The sequence below is a fragment of the Crossiella sp. SN42 genome (genome assembly GCF_023897065.1).
Taxonomy (GTDB): domain Bacteria; phylum Actinomycetota; class Actinomycetes; order Mycobacteriales; family Pseudonocardiaceae; genus Crossiella.
The window spans coordinates 115,237-130,838 of record NZ_JAMHIV010000016.1 but is presented as its reverse complement, the minus strand read 5'-3'; the positions used below and the strand labels follow the sequence as shown (position 1 = coordinate 130,838).

Below are 15,602 nucleotides of genomic sequence, written 5' to 3'. Positions count from 1 at the left end.
CACATCGTCGCACTTCGATAACACGAGGCGAGTCAGGAACCCAAACGGCCGTCCGTAGAGTTGGACATACGGGACGATGCCTGTCCGTTGCTCAGCCGTGCTCTCGGGCCTGGACGACATCCGGCCCAGACCGCTGAAAACTGATCGACCGCAACCCAGGAGCGTGCTCACGTGGCCATGCGGCCCCCGGTCGGGATGCCGAAGCTATCCCGACGTAGTCGGATTCTGCTCATCGTCGGCGCGGTAGTCCTCGGCGCCTTCCTCTTGGCCTCCCAGCTGCTCGGCACCTATGTCGACTGGCTGTGGTTCGGCGAGGTCGGCTTCCGTTCGGTGTTCACCACCGTGCTGTTCACCCGGATCGTGCTGTTCGTCTCGGTCGCCGTGCTGATCGGTGGCGCGGTCGGGCTGAGCCTGTTCATCGCCTACCGAAGCCGGCCGGTGTTCGTGCCGGTGGCCGGTCCGGACGACCCCGTCTCCCGCTACCGCACCGCGGTGCTCTCCCGGGTGCGGATCGTCGGGTGGGGCATTCCCATCGCGGTCGGCCTGGTCTCGGGCACCGCGGCGCAGAGCGAGTGGGAACGCGTCCAGCTCTTCCTGAACTCCTCGTCCTTCGGTGTCACCGACCCGGAGTTCGGCCACGACATCAGCTTCTACGCCTTCCGCCTGCCCTTCTACGAGTGGCTGGTCTCCTGGGCGTTCGTCGCGGTGGCCGGCGCGTTCTTCGTCGGGCTGATCGCGCACTACATCTTCGGCGGCATCCGGCTGGCCGGCCGCGGCGGGCAGCTCTCCGTCCCCGCGCGCGTCCAGCTGGCCGTGCTGGCCGGGGTGTTCGTGCTGCTCTACGGCGTCTCCTACTACCTGGACCGGTTCGGGCTGCTGCTGAGCACCCGCAAGGACCAGTTCAACGGCGCCACCTACACCGATCTGCACGCGGTGATGCCGGCGAAGCTGATCCTGACCATCATCGCGGTGATCTGCGCGGTGGCCTTCTTCGTCGGCGCGTTCGTGCGCAACCTGCAGATCCCGGTGATCGCCGCGGTGCTGATGGTGCTCTCCAGCGTGCTGCTGGGCGCGGCCTGGCCGCTGCTGCTCGAGCAGTTCTCGGTGCGGCCGAACCCGATCGCCAGGGAGTCCCAGTCGATCGAGCGGAACATCGCCGCGACCAGACAGGCGTACGGGCTGACTCCGGAGAAGGTCAAGTACACCGACTACCCCGGCAAGTCCGAGTCCTCGCAGGCCGAGGTCAAGGCGGACAAGGGCACCATCCCGAACATCCGCCTGCTGGACCCGAACGTGCTCGCGCCGACGTTCACCCAGCAGCAGCAGCGGAAGAACTTCTACGCCTTCGGCGACAAGCTGGACATCGACCGCTACACGATCAACGGCAAGATCCAGGACTACATCGTCGCGGTCCGCGAGCTGAACTCGCAGGGGCTGGCCGAGAACCAGCGTGACTGGCTCAACGCCCACCTCACCTACACCCACGGCGACGGCTTCGTCGCGGCCCCGGCGAACACGGTGAACTCCGCGATCGAGGACGGCAGCGGCCAGGGCGGCTACCCGAACTACCAGGTCAGCGACCTGTCCTCGAAGAGCATCTTCAACGTGGAGCAGCCGCGGATCTACTTCGGCGAGAAGATCACCAACTACGCGATCGTCGGCGCCGCGGGTGGGCAGCCGCAGGAGTACGACACCGACTCCAGCAAGTACACCTACACCGGCAAGGGTGGGGTGCCGATCGGGAACTGGTTCAACCGCCTGGCCTTCGCGGCCAACGAGGGTGAACGCAACATCCTGTTCTCCAGCGCCATCGGCGACGACTCCAAGATCATCTACAACCGCAACCCGCGGGACCGGGTGATGAAGGCCGCGCCGTGGCTGACCGTGGACGCCGACCCGTACCCCGCGGTGGTGGACGGCCGGATCCAGTGGATCGTCGACGGCTACACCACGCTGCAGAACTACCCGTACGCCCAGCGCATGTCGCTCGGCGAGACGGTGCAGGACTCGCTGCCCGGTCAGCCCCGGCTGCCCAACACGCAGATCAACTACATCCGCAACTCGGTCAAGGCCACCGTGGACGCCTACGACGGCACGGTGACCCTGTACGCGGTGGACGAGCAGGACCCGGTGCTCAAGGCCTGGCGGGGCGTCTTCCCCGGCCTGGTGAAGGGCAACAACGAGGTCAAGCCCTCGCTGCGGGAGCACTTCCGGTACCCGGAGGACCTGTTCAAGGTCCAGCGCAGCCTGCTCGCCCGCTACCACGTCGACCAGCCCGGCATCTTCTTCAACCAGAACGAGTTCTGGGACGTGCCGGACGACCCGACCGACGAGTCGGTGGGCACCTCCACCGCCACCGGCAACCGCGAGGGCAAGCTGCCCCCGTACTACGTGGTGGCCCAGCTCAACGGCCAGACCAAGCCGACCTTCCAGCTGACCAGCGCGTTGACCGGTCTGAAACGGGAGTTCCTGGCCGCCTGGGTGAGCGCGTCCTCCGATCCGGACACCTACGGCCAGCTCAACGTGCTCAGACTGCCGACCAACACCCAGACCGAGGGTCCGGGCCAGGTGCAGAACAGGTTCTTCTCCACCCCTGAGGTGACGGAGAACCGGACGCTGTTCAACAACCCGAACGCCAGCGCGGTCAACGGCAACCTGATCACGCTGCCGGTGGCCGGCGGGCTGCTGTACGTGGAGCCGATCTACATCCAGCGCAAGGACCAGAACGCCTTCCCGCAGCTGGCCCGGGTGCTGGTCAGCTTCGGCAACCGGGTCGGCTTCAAGGCGACCCTGTCCGAGGCGCTGGACCAGGTGTTCGGCGCGGGCGCGGGTTCGAACACGACGAACCCCGGCCAGCCCGGTGGTGGCACCACCACGCCGGGACAGCCGCCGCCCAACCCGAACACGGGCAGCCTGAGCGAGGCGGCCCAGAAGGCGGCCAACGAGATGGGCACCGCCTGGGCCAAGTACAAGAAGGCACAGGCCGACGGGGACTACGCGACCCAGGGTCAGGCGCTCAAGGAACTGGACGAGGCGTCCAAGCGTTTCGACCAGGCCCGCCAGGCGCCGCCGCCCAGCACGGGCACCTCTACACCGCCCACTTCGACGCCGGGCGGATGATTGGGAGTGCGGGGTGGGTCACATTTCTGGGTCTCCAGGTGATTCGCCCCGCACCTTCCGTCAGCTGAATGTCGTGGTCAGGCCCGGTTCGCCGGGCCTTTCCGCTTTTTCTGGGGGTGGAGGGGCCGGGCGACGATCTCCGGCGGTCGCCCGGGGGCGGGTAGGCTGGGGGAAGTTCCAGCAGGTCAGGGGCGGTTTTACCCCCCGATTTGGAAATGCATGGACGTGGGTGTAAAGTAGTTCCTGTCAGCAAGAACGACGGAAACAAAAAAGCAAGACGGCGCGGGGTGGAGCAGCTCGGTAGCTCGCTGGGCTCATAACCCAGAGGTCACAGGTTCAAATCCTGTCCCCGCTACTAGATCCGGCCCCCAGGGTTTTAAGCCCTGGGGGCCGGATTCTTTTTGGTGTTTGTGCGCCAATGCCGCCGCGGTGGCCGGGATGGGACCGGCGGGGCCGCACAGTCTGGGCGACGGGGCTCGGCGGGCCTGGGTCAGTAGTTGCCGAGCAGGCGCTGGAAGTTGCGGGCCTGGACCTCCGGGTCGAAGAACTCTGGGGGCACCGCCTCGCCCAGGCTGAGCAGCTCGACCATCATCCCGGTGCCCAGGCTGGCCAGCAGCTGGGCCAGGTCCTCCGAGGGCTCGCCGCCGATAGCGCGCAGCATCCGCTTCTGCCAGTCCGCGAACCGGCTTCTGGCCGCCGCGACGCCCGGGCGCAGTTCCGGGCGCCGGACGGCCTCCAGGGTCAGTTCCATGGTGGCGATGGTCAGGGTCGGGTCGGCCTGCACCGCGCGCATGTGTGAGCTGATCATCTGGGCCAGTTCCAGCGGGGTGCGGGGCTGGGCTTCGGCCACCGCGGTCATCACGGCCAGCTGGCGCTCGTTCACCCTGGCCTGCACGGCCTCCAGCAGGGCGAGGCGGGTGCGGAAGTAGTACGAGGTGGAGCCGGCGGCCAGGTCGGCCTTGGCGTCCACCGCGCGGTGGGTCAGGCCGCGGGAGCCCGCCTCGGCGAGCACCTCGATGGCCGCGTCGGCGATCGCTTCGCGGCGGGTGGGCTGCTCGTTGCTCATGCTCGGTCGCACCTCGGCGTCGTTCCGTGTACTCTACGGCTGTAGAGCCTCTACAGCCGTAGAGTCTGGGCCAGGATCTGGGGGAGTGTGTCATGTCGACGCCCACTGCTGAATTTCTCACCCTGATGGGGCCGGAGCCGTTCGACCTGCTCACGCGGGTGCGCGAGACCTCGCCGGTGGTGCCGATCGCGTTCCCGGACGGGCTGGACCGGCATCTGGTCACCCGGCACGAGGACGTCCGGCAGGTGCTCGCCGATCCCCGGTTCAGCAGCGACCTGAGCGAGTCCGTGGCGCTCCTGCAGGGACCCACCGCGCCGGTGCTGCGCAAGTTCCAGGATCTGCTCGGCCGGTCCATGCTCAACGTGGACCCGCCGGACCACACCCGGCTGCGCAAGCTCGTGGTGCGCGCCTTCAGCGCCAAGCGGGTGGACGCGCTGCGGCCGCGGATCACCGAGCTGGCCGGGCAGCTGCTGGACCAGGTGGCCGGGCAGTCCGAGATCGACCTGGTGGCCGACTTCTCCTTCCCGCTGCCGGTGCTGGTGATCTGCGAGCTGCTGGGCGTGCCGCCGGAGGACCGCGCGCACTTCAGCGCGCTCTCCCACCAGATGCTGGCCTACCTGGGCTCCGAGCGGGCCATCCGGGAGGCCCAGGCCGGCATCGACGGCCTGGTCGCCTACATGAGCGGGCTGATCGAGGCCAAGCGGGCGGCCCCGGCGGACGACCTGATCAGCGACCTGATCGCGATCAGCGAGGACGGCGACCGGCTGGCCCCTGACGAGCTGGTGGCCATGGGCGTGCTGCTGCTCAACGCCGGGCACGAGACCACGGTCAACCTGATCGGCAACGGCGTGGTGCTGCTGCTCCAGCGGCCGGACGTGCTGGCCAGGCTGCGTGAGGAGCCCGCGCTGGTGGCCGCCGCGGTGGAGGAGTTCCTGCGGCTGGACGGGCCGGTGCACCCGGGGCTGGTCCGGCGGGCGACCGTGGACGCCGAGATCGGCGGGGTGCCGGTGGCCGCGGGCACGTTCGTGCTGCTCGGCACGAGCGCGGCGAACCGGGACCCGCGGCGGTTCGCCAACCCGGATGAGATCGACCTGGACCGCGCGGACAACCCGCACCTGGCCTTCGGCTACGGGATCCACTTCTGCCTCGGCGCGCGGCTGGCCAGGCTGGAGAGCGAGATCGCCTTCAACGCGCTGCTGGCGCGCTACCCGAAGCTGGAGCTGGCGGTGCCCGTCGCGGAGCTGCGCCGGCGGCCCGGCGCGCTGCTGCGGGGCTTCGACTCGGTGCCGCTGCGGGTCGGCGGCTGAGGCGGGGACGAGCTGGTCGAGGGGGAAGAACGGGCCGGTCCAGCGGAGGGGCTGGACCGGCCCGCCCACGTTTCGGTTAGAGCCCCTTGACCCACGCGTGCGCGCAGGCGGGCGAGCACACCCGGCCGTCGCCGTTGGCCACGGAATGCGGCTTGAGCTTCTTGCCGCAGACCATGCAGTTGTCGCGTGGTGCGGACTCGGTGAGCCGCTGCGGGATCAACGCCTTCGCCCGCGCGGTCACATTGCTCTTGACCTTGGTGGTCACCTCGGTCTTCTTCTCGGCCAGCTTCGTTCGGAACCAACTGCGGTGCACGGCAGGACCTCCCCGTCACAGGATCTGCTCGTCGGCGGACGACGGGGCCCGTACGGCGTTGGACGAGCCCCGCGCCGAGTGATCTTCCGGGCTGTTGCGCCGTCCGGGGTAGACCTGTGCGCCGGAAACACCGGTCCGCGTCGGCCGAACCACCCGCGTGGGGCTAAGGAACGCGCTGCTGGCTGCGCTGCGTGAAGGAGCGCCGGTACTCACCCGGCGGTAGACCATAGGCGTTCTTGAACACCTTGCTGAAGTGCGCGGCGTCCCGGAAGCCCCAGGCGGCCGCCAGCACCGCGACCGGACGGCCGGCCTGGGCCACGTCCCGCAGGTCGCTGCGGCAGCGCTCCAGCCGCCGGGCCCGCACGTAGGCGGCCAGCGACTCGGGCCGGTCCTCGAACAGCTTGTGCAGGTACCTGGTGGAGACGTGGTGCGCCGCGGCGATGGACTCCGGGTCCAGGTCGGGATCGTGCAGCCGGGCCTCCACGAAGGAGAGCACCCGCAGCAGCAGCGCGCGCCGCGCCGAGTCGGGCTCGATCGACCTCGGCGCGCTGTGCTCGCCGAGCAGCACGCCGAGCAGGTCGATGAGGTTGTCGGTGAGCCGCACCCCGGTCGCGCCGTCGGTCTCGTCCATTGTGGACACCACGTGCCGGAGCAGCTGGGCGACCACCTGGCCGAGGCCGGCCGAGGTGGGCAGCCGGGTGGCCAGCAGCCGGTCCTCCTCGTCGGTGGTGGCCAGCAGCTTGCGCGGGTACTGCAGCACCAGCAGCCGCACGTCCTCCGGCATCACCATCTCGTAGGGCCGGGAGCTGTCGTAGAGCACCATGTCGCCAGGACCCAGCTCGGTGCGCCTGCCGTCCTGGTTCAGCACGCAGTTGCCCTGAGCCACCAGGGTGGTCTTGCACAGCTCGTACCCGGTCTCGCCGCCCCTGCGGGCCCGCCGGATCACGTGCGGGCTGGTGGTGATCTCGTTGACCTGCACCGCGCCGAAGCGCTGGCCGCGCAGGCTCGCCCGGAAGTGCTCGGCCCGCGCGTCGGTGATCTCGATCGGCATCGCGGCCCGTTCGCCGGCATCCCGCCAGTAGTCAAGGCGGTCGCGCTCGGTGACGGTGCTGGTGTGCACGAGCACGGGCATGGCGGCCTCCTCCCGGTATCCGTCCAGTGAACCGGGTCAGCGTGTGCGTTGCCAACCACTGTGCGTGCGCTGACGAACAATCGTTGCTCCAGTCGGCGATCAAGACTGCCGGGGCGAACCGAGCACGAGGGGGCGCCGCGTATGCGCATGACGGGCGGCCAGGCCCTGGCCGCGCAGCTGCTCGCGGAAGGGGTGCGCGATCTGTCCGGGGTGCCGCACGACCTGCTGGCGCCGGCCACCGAGGCGATCGAGCGCACCGGCGGGGCACTGCGCTTCTACGCCGCGCGGCACGAGCAGGCCGCGGCCAGGATGGCCGACGGCTACGCCCGCGCCTCCGGCCGGATCGGGGTGTGCCTGGTCGGGCCGGGCGCCGGGGTGCTGGACGCGCTCTCCGGCCTGGCCACCGCGCACAGCCGGTCCACGCCGGTGCTGCTGCTGGCCGGGCAGGTGCCCTCGCACCTCATCGGCGGCGGGCTCGGCCTGCCGCACGAGCTGCCGGACCAGTCCGGTGTGCTGGCCGCGCTGACCACCCGGTGCGCGCTGGCCAGGCGGCCGGAGCAGGTGCCTGCCATGGTGCGCACCGCGGTCCGCGCGCTGCGCTCGGGGCGGCCCCGGCCGGTGGCGCTGGAGCTGCCGCCGGACGTGCTCGCCGCCGAGGCCGACATCCGGCTGCTGGACCCCGGCATCGACGGCGTGCTCCCGGTGCGGCCGGATCAGGGCGAGATCGAGGCCGCGGCGAAGTTGTTGCGCGCGGCACACAAACCCGTGCTGTACGCGGGCTGGGGCGTGCAGGCCGCCGACGCCGACGCCGAGCTGCTCGCGCTGGCCGAGGCGCTCGGCGCGCCGGTGGTGACCAGCCTCGGCGGTCCGGGCGCGATTCCCGGCGACCACCCGCTGGCCTTCCCCCACTTGGCGGGCAGACAGCTGCTGCGGGCGGCCGATGTGGTGCTCGCGGTCGGGGCCCGCTTCCTGGACGCCGCGGGCGAGCCGAACCGGATCGGCGCGCACACCAAGCTGGTGCTGCTCAACGCCGACGAGCACGACCTGGGCGGGCCGAGGGAGCCGGACGTGGCGGTGTGCGCCGACGCCCGGCTGGGCCTGGCCGCGCTGGCCGAAGCGCTGGCGGACCGGCCGCGCAGCTACTGGCCGGTGTCCACAGTGGACCGCATCTGGGCGTGGACGGCCCGCGAGCTGACCTCCTGCGGGCCGCAGCTGGGCTGGGTTTCCGCGCTGCGCAAAGCGATCCCGGCCGAGGGCGTGCTGGTGGACGAGGTCGGCCCGGTCGGCTGCGTGGTCCCCTCGGCATACCCGGTGCTGGAGCCGCGAACCTTCCTCTCCGCCGGGCAGGACGGCGGGCTCGGCGGCGCGTTCGCCACCGCGCTGGGCGCCAAGCTGGCCCAGCCGGACCGGCCGGTGGTGGCCCTCTTCGGCGACGGGGTGGCGGCGTGGAACCCGCAGGAGCTGGCCACCGCCCAGCGTTATCGGATCGGTGTGGTCACCGTGGTGTTCAACGAGAACCCGACAGACGTGGACTTCCTCAGCCTGGCCAAGGCTTTTGGCGTGCAGGCCAGCAGGGCCGCCGACCCTGAGGCGCTGACGGCGGCGGTGGCGCGGGCGGTCCACCTGGCCGAGCCCGCGCTGGTGGAGGTGCCTGCCGGACCCATGCCCAGCCCCCGGCATCTGGTGCACGACCGCGGATCCCTGCGCCCGGCGGTTCCAGTCCGCAGAGGGCCATTCGGGTGATCACCAGGCCCGTTCGGCCCAGAGCGCGACCATACACAATGGACAGAACGGCTGACCAATGTGGACAGCGGGGGAAAGCCGTGGCACCGTTGGACATGTGTCAGAACTGAACGCGACTGCCGCGGCTCTCCTCGGCCTGCTGCACGACGGTCCCAAGACCGGCGGCCAGCTCGTTGCTGCCGCAACGGAACGCTTCGGTGCGTTCTTCAGCGTCACGCGCAGCCAGGTCTACCGGGAACTGCCGGCGCTGGCCGACAACGGCTTGCTCAAGCTCGGCAAGCAGGGGCCGCGCTCCAGCCAGCAGTACCTCATCACCGCGGCCGGCAAGAAGGCCTTCAAGGCCTGGCTGGCCACCGAGCCCGGCCCCGACCACCTGCGCAGCCCGCTGATCCTGCGGCTGATGCACGCCGGCTCGTTGCCGGCCAAGCAGCGCCAGACGCTGGTGGACACCGCGAAGCAGGCCTACAACAGCCAGCTGGACGAGGCCCGCAACGCGGCCAAGGCCGCCGCCGACCCCTACGCCAAGGCCGCCGCGGACTTCGCCGTGGCGCACACCCGGGCCGTGATCAAGCTGCTGGACGCCATCCCCGTCACCTGAGCGGCCGCTTCCCAGTACGCTCTATGGCTGTGAACCCCGACGTCGCAGCCGACATCAAGGACCTCTCCGCCACCCTGGCCAGCGTGGAGGCGGTGATGGGCCTCGAGAAGTTGCGTGCCGAGGTGGCCGATCTCGACGAGCAGGTCGCCCAGCCGGACCTGTGGAACGACCAGGAACGCGCCCAGCAGGTCACCAGCCAGCTCTCCCACAAGAAGGGCGAGCTGCGCCGGGTGACCGACCTGCGCTCCCGCCTCGACGACCTCAGCGTGCTCTACGAGCTGGCTGAGGAGGAGGAGGACGCGTCCTCGGCCGCCGACGCCGACAAGGAGCTGGCCGAGCTCCGCGAGGCGATCGCCTCCCTGGAGGTGCGCACCCTGCTCTCCGGCGAGTACGACTCGCGCGAGGCGCTGGTCTCGGTGCGCGCGGAGGCCGGTGGCGTGGACGCCGCCGACTTCGCCGAGATGCTGATGCGGATGTACCTGCGCTGGGCCGAGCGGCACGGCTACAACACCGACGTGTACGACGTGTCACACGCCGAAGAGGCCGGCATCAAGTCGGCCACCTTCCGGGTCAGGGCGCCTTTTGCCTACGGCACGCTCTCGGTCGAGCAGGGCACGCACCGGCTGGTGCGCATCTCGCCGTTCGACAACCAGGGCCGCCGCCAGACCTCCTTCGCCGCGGTCGAGGTGGTGCCCGTGGTCGAGCAGTCCGACCACGTGGAGATCGACGAGAAGGACCTGCGGATCGACGTCTACCGCTCCTCCGGTCCCGGCGGCCAGGGCGTGAACACCACCGACTCCGCGGTGCGCATCACGCACATCCCGACCGGCATCGTGGTCTCCTGCCAGAACGAGCGCAGCCAGCTGCAGAACAAGGCCACCGCGATGGGCGTGTTGCAGGCCAAGCTGCTGGAGCGCCGCCGCCAGGAGGAGAAGGCCAAGATCGACGCGCTCAAGGGCGAGGGCGGCGGCTCCTGGGGCAACCAGATGCGCTCCTACGTGCTGCACCCGTACCAGATGGTCAAGGACCTGCGCACGGACCACGAGGTGGGCAACCCCTCGGCGGTGCTCGACGGCGACATCGACGGCTTCCTGGAGGCCGGCATCCGCTGGCGCCGCACCGGCTGACCCCGGATCTCCGCCCGCGCGTGTCCGATACGGACGGTCATTTTTGTTGACACTCCGTGTGTTCCGGTCAACTCGGGGTACGAATCGGGCCCATGCGCGGGCGGAAAAGGGGTGGTCGAAGTGCCGTTCACCCCATGTAACCGACCGAATACCCGCTTGCGGGCTTGCGTCGCACAGCACCCACACGTCGCATGAGTAGACTCCGGCGTCGTGATTCGGCTCGAACACGTGTCCAAGGCATACAAGACCTCGACCCGTCCCGCGCTCGACGATGTGTCGGTGCACGTGGACAAGGGCGAGTTCGTCTTCCTCATCGGACCGTCCGGCTCCGGCAAGTCGACGTTCCTGCGCTTGCTGCTGCGGGAGGAGACCCCGAGCAAGGGCACCGTGCACGTGGCCGACTACAACGTCGGCAAGCTGTCGCGGCGCCGCGTGCCCAGGCTCCGCCAGCGCATCGGCTGTGTGTTCCAGGACTTCCGGCTGCTGGTGAACAAGACCGTCGCGGAGAACGTGGCGTTCGCGCTGGAGGTCATCGGCAAGCCGCGGCACACCATCCGCAAGGTGGTGCCCGAGGTGCTGGAACTGGTCGGTCTGGACGGCAAGGCGGACCGGCTGCCCAACGAGCTCTCCGGCGGTGAGCAGCAGCGGGTCGCGATCGCGCGAGCGTTCGTGAACCGGCCCCTGCTGCTGCTGGCCGACGAGCCCACGGGCAACCTGGACCCCGACACCAGCCAGGACATCATGCTGCTCCTGGAGCGGATCAACCGCACCGGCACCACCGTGCTGATGGCGACGCACGACCACTCGATCGTCGACGCCATGCGCCGCCGGGTGGTGGAGCTGCACCTCGGCAAGGTCATCCGCGACGACGCCCGAGGGGTCTACGGCGTCGGCCGGTAGTTCCGGTCCCGTCTCCTCCTCCCCGACTACCCAAGGAACGCCGAAGCCCGATGCGCGCCAGTTTTGTGTTCAGCGAAGTCATCACCGGCCTGCGCCGGAACATCACGATGACGATCGCGATGATCCTGACGACGGCGATCTCCCTCGGCCTGCTCGGTGGTGGCCTGCTGATCGTGCGGCTCATCGACAAGGTGCAGAACCAGTACTACGACAAGCTCCAGGTCGGCGTGACCCTTTCTGGCGATCTCAGCGCCAATGACAAGGACTGCGCCCAGGACATCTGCTCTGCGCTGCGCAAGAGCCTGTCCGAGAGCCCGCTCGTGGACACCGTGACCTACGAGAGCCGCGACAAGGCCTACCAGCGGTTCAAGGAGATCTACGCGACCAACCGCGACCTGGTGGAGATCGTCCGTCCCGAGTCGCTGCCGGCCTCCTTCCGGGTCAAGCTCAAGGACCCGACCCGGTTCGAGGCGCTGGCCAAGGAGTACGCCAACAAACCAGGCGTCTCGAAGATCAACGATCAGCGGGCGCTGATCGACCAGCTGTTCAACGTGTTCAACGGCCTGCGCAACGCGACCTTCTTCATCGCGCTGGTGCAGGCCTTGGCCGCGTTGCTGCTGATCTCCAACACCATCCAGGTCTCCGCGTTCACCAGACGCACGGAGGTCGGCATCATGCGCCTGGTCGGCGCGACCCGGTGGTACACCCAGCTGCCCTTCCTCATCGAGGCCGTGGTGGCGGGCGTGATCGGCGCCATCCTCGCGGTCAGCGGCCTGGCCATCATCAAGTCGACCATCGTGGACAGCGTGCTGGCCGAGCCGGTGCGCAACGGCGTGATCCCGGCGATCAGCATGGGCGATGTGCTCTTCGTCTCGCCGTGGCTGTTCCTGGTCGGCGTGGTGATCTCCGCGGTCACCGGCTACGTCACGCTGCGGCTGTACGTGCGGCAGTAAACTGGTTGGTCCCCGCACGTAAGGTCTTCTCATGCCCAAAGAAACCGGTCGCAAGGTGATCGCGTCGAACCGCAAGGCTCGGCACGACTACGCGATCGTCGACACCTACGAGGCCGGCGTGGTGCTGGTCGGCACGGAGGTCAAGAGCCTCCGTCTCGGCCGCGCCTCGCTGGTCGACGCGTTCGCGACCGTGGACGACGGCGAGGTGTGGCTGCGGAACGTGCACATCCCGGAGTACTTCCAGGGCACCTGGACCAACCACACCCCTCGGCGCAACCGGAAGCTGCTGCTGCACCGCAGGGAGATCGAGCGCCTGATCGGCAAGCTCAAGGAGAGCGGGCTGAGCCTGGTGCCGCTGTCGATGTACTTCAACGACGGCAAGGTCAAGATCGAGCTGGCCCTGGCCCGCGGCAAGAAGTCCTACGACAAGCGGCACGACCTGGCCAAGCGGGACGCCGAGCGCGAGGTGGCCAAGGTCGCCGGGCGCATCCGCAAGGGCAAGTGGTGACCGGGCCGGGCAGCGACGAGCAGATCCGCGACTGGGTGCGCGGGCTCGGTCTGCCCGGACTCATCGACATCCACGTGCACTTCATGCCGGAGCGGGTGCTGGCCAAGGTCTGGGCCTACTTCGACGCCGCCAGCGAGCACTACGGCGTGGCCTGGCCGGTGCGCTACCGCTTCGACGAGCCGACCAGGCTGGCGGTGCTGCGCGGCTTCGGCGTGATCGGTTTCGCGCCGCTGCTCTACCCGCACAAGCCGGCCATGGCCGAGTGGCTCAACGACTGGGCCGCGGAGTTCGCCGAGCGGGAGCCGGACGCGGTGCCCACCGCCACCTTCTACCCCGAGCCCGGCGCGGACGCCTACCTGGCCCGCGCGCTGGAGCGCGGCGTGCGCTGCCTGAAGGCGCACGTGCAGGTCGGCGACTACGACCCGGCGGATCCGTTGCTGGACAAGGTGTGGGGCCTGATCGCCGAGTCCGGGGTGCCGGTGGTCATCCACTGTGGACACGGGCCGCTGCCCGGCAGGCACACCGGGCTGGACGTCTTCGAGACGGTGCTGCGCCGCCATCCCCGGCTGACCGCGGTGCTCGCGCACGCGGGCACCCCGGACTACCTGGCCGCGCTGGAGCTGCTGCGCCGCTACCCGAGGGTGCACCTGGACACCACCATGGTCGGGGTGGCCTTCACCGAGCGGAACGCGCCGCTGCCTGCGGACTGGACCGCGCGGCTGGCCGAGTTCGGCGACCGGGTGGCGCTGGGCACCGACTACCCGAATATTCCTTACGAGTACAGCGAGCAGCTGCGGGCGATCGCGGGCTGGGCGCAGGACCTGGGGCCGGAGTTCCTGCGCGCGGTGCTGCACGACACCCCGGCCCGGCTGCTCGGCCGCTGACTCAGGCCGCGATCACCGCCACGCCGGTCCGGCCGGGGCCCGCAGCTGGTCAGTGGTGGCCCAGGTAGGTCAGCACGGCGCGGACCCTGCGGTGCTCGTCCGGCGTGGGTTCGAGGGTGAGCTTGGCGAAGATGTTGCCGATGTGCTTCTCCACCGCGCCGTCGGAGACCCGCAGCGTCTTGGCGATGGCCAGGTTGGAGTGGCCCTCGGCCATCAGCGTCAGCACCTCGCGCTCGCGCGGGGTGAGCTGTTCCAGCGGGTCGCGGCGGCGGCCGAGCAGCTGGGCGATCACGTCCGGGTCGATGCTGGTGCCGCCCGCGGCGACCCGGCGGACCGCGTCCACGAACTCGGCCACGTCGGCCACCCGCTCCTTGAGCAGGTAGCCCACCCCGGCCGCGCCGCCGCCGATCAGCTCCACCGCGTAGCGCTCCTCCACGTACTGGGAGAGCACCAGCACCGGGAAGCCGGGGTAGTGGTCCCGGACCGCCAGCGCCGCGCGCAGGCCCTCGTCGGTGAAGGTCGGCGGCATCCGCACGTCCACCACGGCCAGGTCCGGCTTGTGCTCGGTCACCAGGTCCAGCAGGTCCGCGCCGTCCCCGGTGCTGGCCACGGTGTGGATGTCGTCATCGGCCAGCAGCCGCTCGATGCCTGCCCGCAGCAGCACCGAGTCCTCGGCGATCACCACGCGCACGGCAGCTCCGCCCGGATCTTGGTCGGCCCGCCCACGGGACTCTCCACGGTCAGCACACCGTCGATGGTGGCAGCCCGGTCGGCCAGCCCGGCCAGCCCACCCCCCGGTTGCGGCGTGGCGCCGCCCTTGCCGTCGTCGTAGACCTCCACCAGCACCCGGTCCCCGTGCCGCTGCACGGTCACCGCGACCGTGACCGCCTTCGCGTGCTTGGCCACGTTGGTCAGCGACTCCGCCACGATGTAGTACGCGGTGCTCTCCACCACGGCCGGCGGCCGCTGTGGCAGCTCCACCGAGACGTGCACCGGCACCGGGCAGCGACCGGCCAGTGCGGAGAGCGCGGCGTCCAGGCCACGGTCGCCGAGCACGGCGGGGTAGATGCCGCGGGCCAGGTCACGCAGCTCGGCGATGGCCTGCTTGGCCTCGGAGTGCGCGCCGTCGATGAGCACCCGCGCGGCCTCCGGGTCGGTGTCCAGCTTGGCCTTGGCGCGGCCGAGCTCCATGGCCACCGAGACCAGGCGCTGCTGGGCTCCGTCGTGCAGGTCCCGCTCGATCCGCCTGCGCTCGGCCTCGGCCGCGTCCACCCCGCGGGCCCGGCTGGCCCGCAGCTCGGTCGCCTCGGTGGCCAGCGCCTGCACCGAGCTGGGCCGCAGCAGGGCGGCGGCCAGCTGGCCGTAGACCCAGCCGAGCCCGCGCAGGCCGGCCAGGCAGGGCACGGCCAGCACCACGCCGATCGGCACCGCCAGCAGGGACTCCCACAGGGTGTCGATGCTCCAGCTGAAGGCCAGGTTCATCTGGATGCCGCCGGGCACCGTCCAGTACCAGAACGGCGCGCTCAGGAAGGGCAGCGGCAGCACGGTCAGCAGCAGCCCGAAGATGAAGCCGAACAGCCGAACCGGGAACAACACCACCAGGAAGGCCAGGTCACGCCAGGTGGCGGGGTCGGACACCAGGCGCTTGAGCTTGGTCAGCGGCCCGCCCTCGGGCAGCCTGCGGTAGGGCTGGGGCACCGCGTGGCCCATCACGATGCCAAGCCAGATCCGCTCCAGGCTGGCCGCGCCCCGGGCGAGGAAGAGGGTGGCGATGAACAGGAAGACGCCCACCCAGATGATCGCGGTGCCCACGCTGACCGCCAGCAGGGTCACGAACAGCACGAACCAGAACAGGCTCAGCGGGAACCCGGACAGCAGGTAGAGCGCGGAGCGGGCGGCGCTCTTCACGCTGTCGCCGACTCGGCGCGGGGCGGTGGTCTCCGTCATACCG

14 protein-coding genes and 1 tRNA gene are annotated in these 15,602 nt (G+C 70.2%); 10 read left to right on the top strand and 5 right to left on the bottom strand.

All coding sequences use genetic code 11. The annotated features are described in order from the left end of the window. The first annotated feature begins 177 nt into the window (after positions 1-177). On the top strand, positions 178-3,120 hold the full coding sequence (locus M8C13_RS20370) for a UPF0182 family protein (RefSeq protein WP_256509393.1): 2,943 nt from the start codon (positions 178-180) through the stop codon (positions 3,118-3,120). Between the two features lie 281 nt (positions 3,121-3,401). Next, a tRNA-Met gene (locus M8C13_RS20365) sits at positions 3,402-3,475 on the top strand. A 135-nt stretch (positions 3,476-3,610) separates the two neighbouring features. On the opposite strand, the gene M8C13_RS20360 is transcribed toward M8C13_RS20365, so the two are convergent. Continuing rightward, a complete protein-coding gene (locus tag M8C13_RS20360; protein ID WP_252482227.1) occupies positions 3,611-4,186 on the bottom strand; it encodes a TetR/AcrR family transcriptional regulator in 576 nt (191 codons plus the stop codon). Positions 4,187-4,278: 92 nt separating this feature from the next. Here M8C13_RS20360 and M8C13_RS20355 point away from each other — a divergent pair, with 92 nt between their 5' ends. Further along, positions 4,279-5,493 (top strand): cytochrome P450, encoded by a 1,215-nt coding sequence (locus M8C13_RS20355; protein ID WP_252482226.1) that lies wholly within the window; start codon positions 4,279-4,281, stop codon positions 5,491-5,493. A gap of 76 nt (positions 5,494-5,569) precedes the next feature. Here the strand turns inward: M8C13_RS20355 and M8C13_RS20350 are convergent, their stop codons facing one another. Further along, on the bottom strand, positions 5,570-5,806 hold the full coding sequence (locus M8C13_RS20350; protein ID WP_252482225.1) for a hypothetical protein: 237 nt from the start codon (positions 5,804-5,806) through the stop codon (positions 5,570-5,572). Positions 5,807-5,969: 163 nt separating this feature from the next. Further along, positions 5,970-6,938, bottom strand: coding sequence for a helix-turn-helix domain-containing protein (locus tag M8C13_RS20345; RefSeq protein WP_252482224.1), 969 nt, complete (start codon positions 6,936-6,938; stop codon positions 5,970-5,972). A gap of 141 nt (positions 6,939-7,079) precedes the next feature. Here M8C13_RS20345 and M8C13_RS20340 point away from each other — a divergent pair, with 141 nt between their 5' ends. From M8C13_RS20340 to M8C13_RS20310, 7 genes are all read left to right on the top strand, one after another. Continuing rightward, positions 7,080-8,681 (top strand): thiamine pyrophosphate-binding protein, encoded by a 1,602-nt coding sequence (locus M8C13_RS20340; protein WP_252482223.1) that lies wholly within the window; start codon positions 7,080-7,082, stop codon positions 8,679-8,681. Between the two features lie 97 nt (positions 8,682-8,778). Further along, a complete protein-coding gene (locus M8C13_RS20335; RefSeq protein ID WP_252482222.1) occupies positions 8,779-9,279 on the top strand; it encodes a PadR family transcriptional regulator in 501 nt (166 codons plus the stop codon). Positions 9,280-9,302: 23 nt separating this feature from the next. Further along, entirely contained in the window at positions 9,303-10,406 is a 1,104-nt protein-coding gene (gene prfB / locus M8C13_RS20330) for a peptide chain release factor 2 (protein WP_256509363.1), read from the top strand. 210 nt (positions 10,407-10,616) lie between these two features. Further along, entirely contained in the window at positions 10,617-11,306 is a 690-nt protein-coding gene (gene ftsE / locus M8C13_RS20325; RefSeq protein WP_252482220.1) for a cell division ATP-binding protein FtsE, read from the top strand. A gap of 50 nt (positions 11,307-11,356) precedes the next feature. Continuing rightward, positions 11,357-12,259, top strand: a complete 903-nt coding sequence (ftsX, locus tag M8C13_RS20320) for a permease-like cell division protein FtsX (protein WP_252482219.1) — start codon at positions 11,357-11,359, stop codon at positions 12,257-12,259. A 31-nt stretch (positions 12,260-12,290) separates the two neighbouring features. Continuing rightward, on the top strand, positions 12,291-12,767 hold the full coding sequence (gene smpB / locus M8C13_RS20315) for an SsrA-binding protein SmpB (RefSeq protein ID WP_252482218.1): 477 nt from the start codon (positions 12,291-12,293) through the stop codon (positions 12,765-12,767). After that, a complete protein-coding gene (locus M8C13_RS20310) occupies positions 12,764-13,651 on the top strand; it encodes an amidohydrolase family protein (protein ID WP_252482217.1) in 888 nt (295 codons plus the stop codon). The genes smpB and M8C13_RS20310 overlap by 4 nt, the downstream gene beginning before the upstream one ends. A gap of 49 nt (positions 13,652-13,700) precedes the next feature. On the opposite strand, the gene M8C13_RS20305 is transcribed toward M8C13_RS20310, so the two are convergent. Both M8C13_RS20305 and M8C13_RS20300 read right to left on the bottom strand, forming a co-directional pair. After that, positions 13,701-14,342, bottom strand: a complete 642-nt coding sequence (locus tag M8C13_RS20305) for a response regulator transcription factor (RefSeq protein WP_252482216.1) — start codon at positions 14,340-14,342, stop codon at positions 13,701-13,703. Next, positions 14,330-15,598, bottom strand: coding sequence for a sensor histidine kinase (locus M8C13_RS20300; RefSeq protein ID WP_252482215.1), 1,269 nt, complete (start codon positions 15,596-15,598; stop codon positions 14,330-14,332). Before M8C13_RS20300 ends, M8C13_RS20305 begins: the two co-directional genes overlap by 13 nt. Positions 15,599-15,602 lie beyond the last annotated feature (4 nt).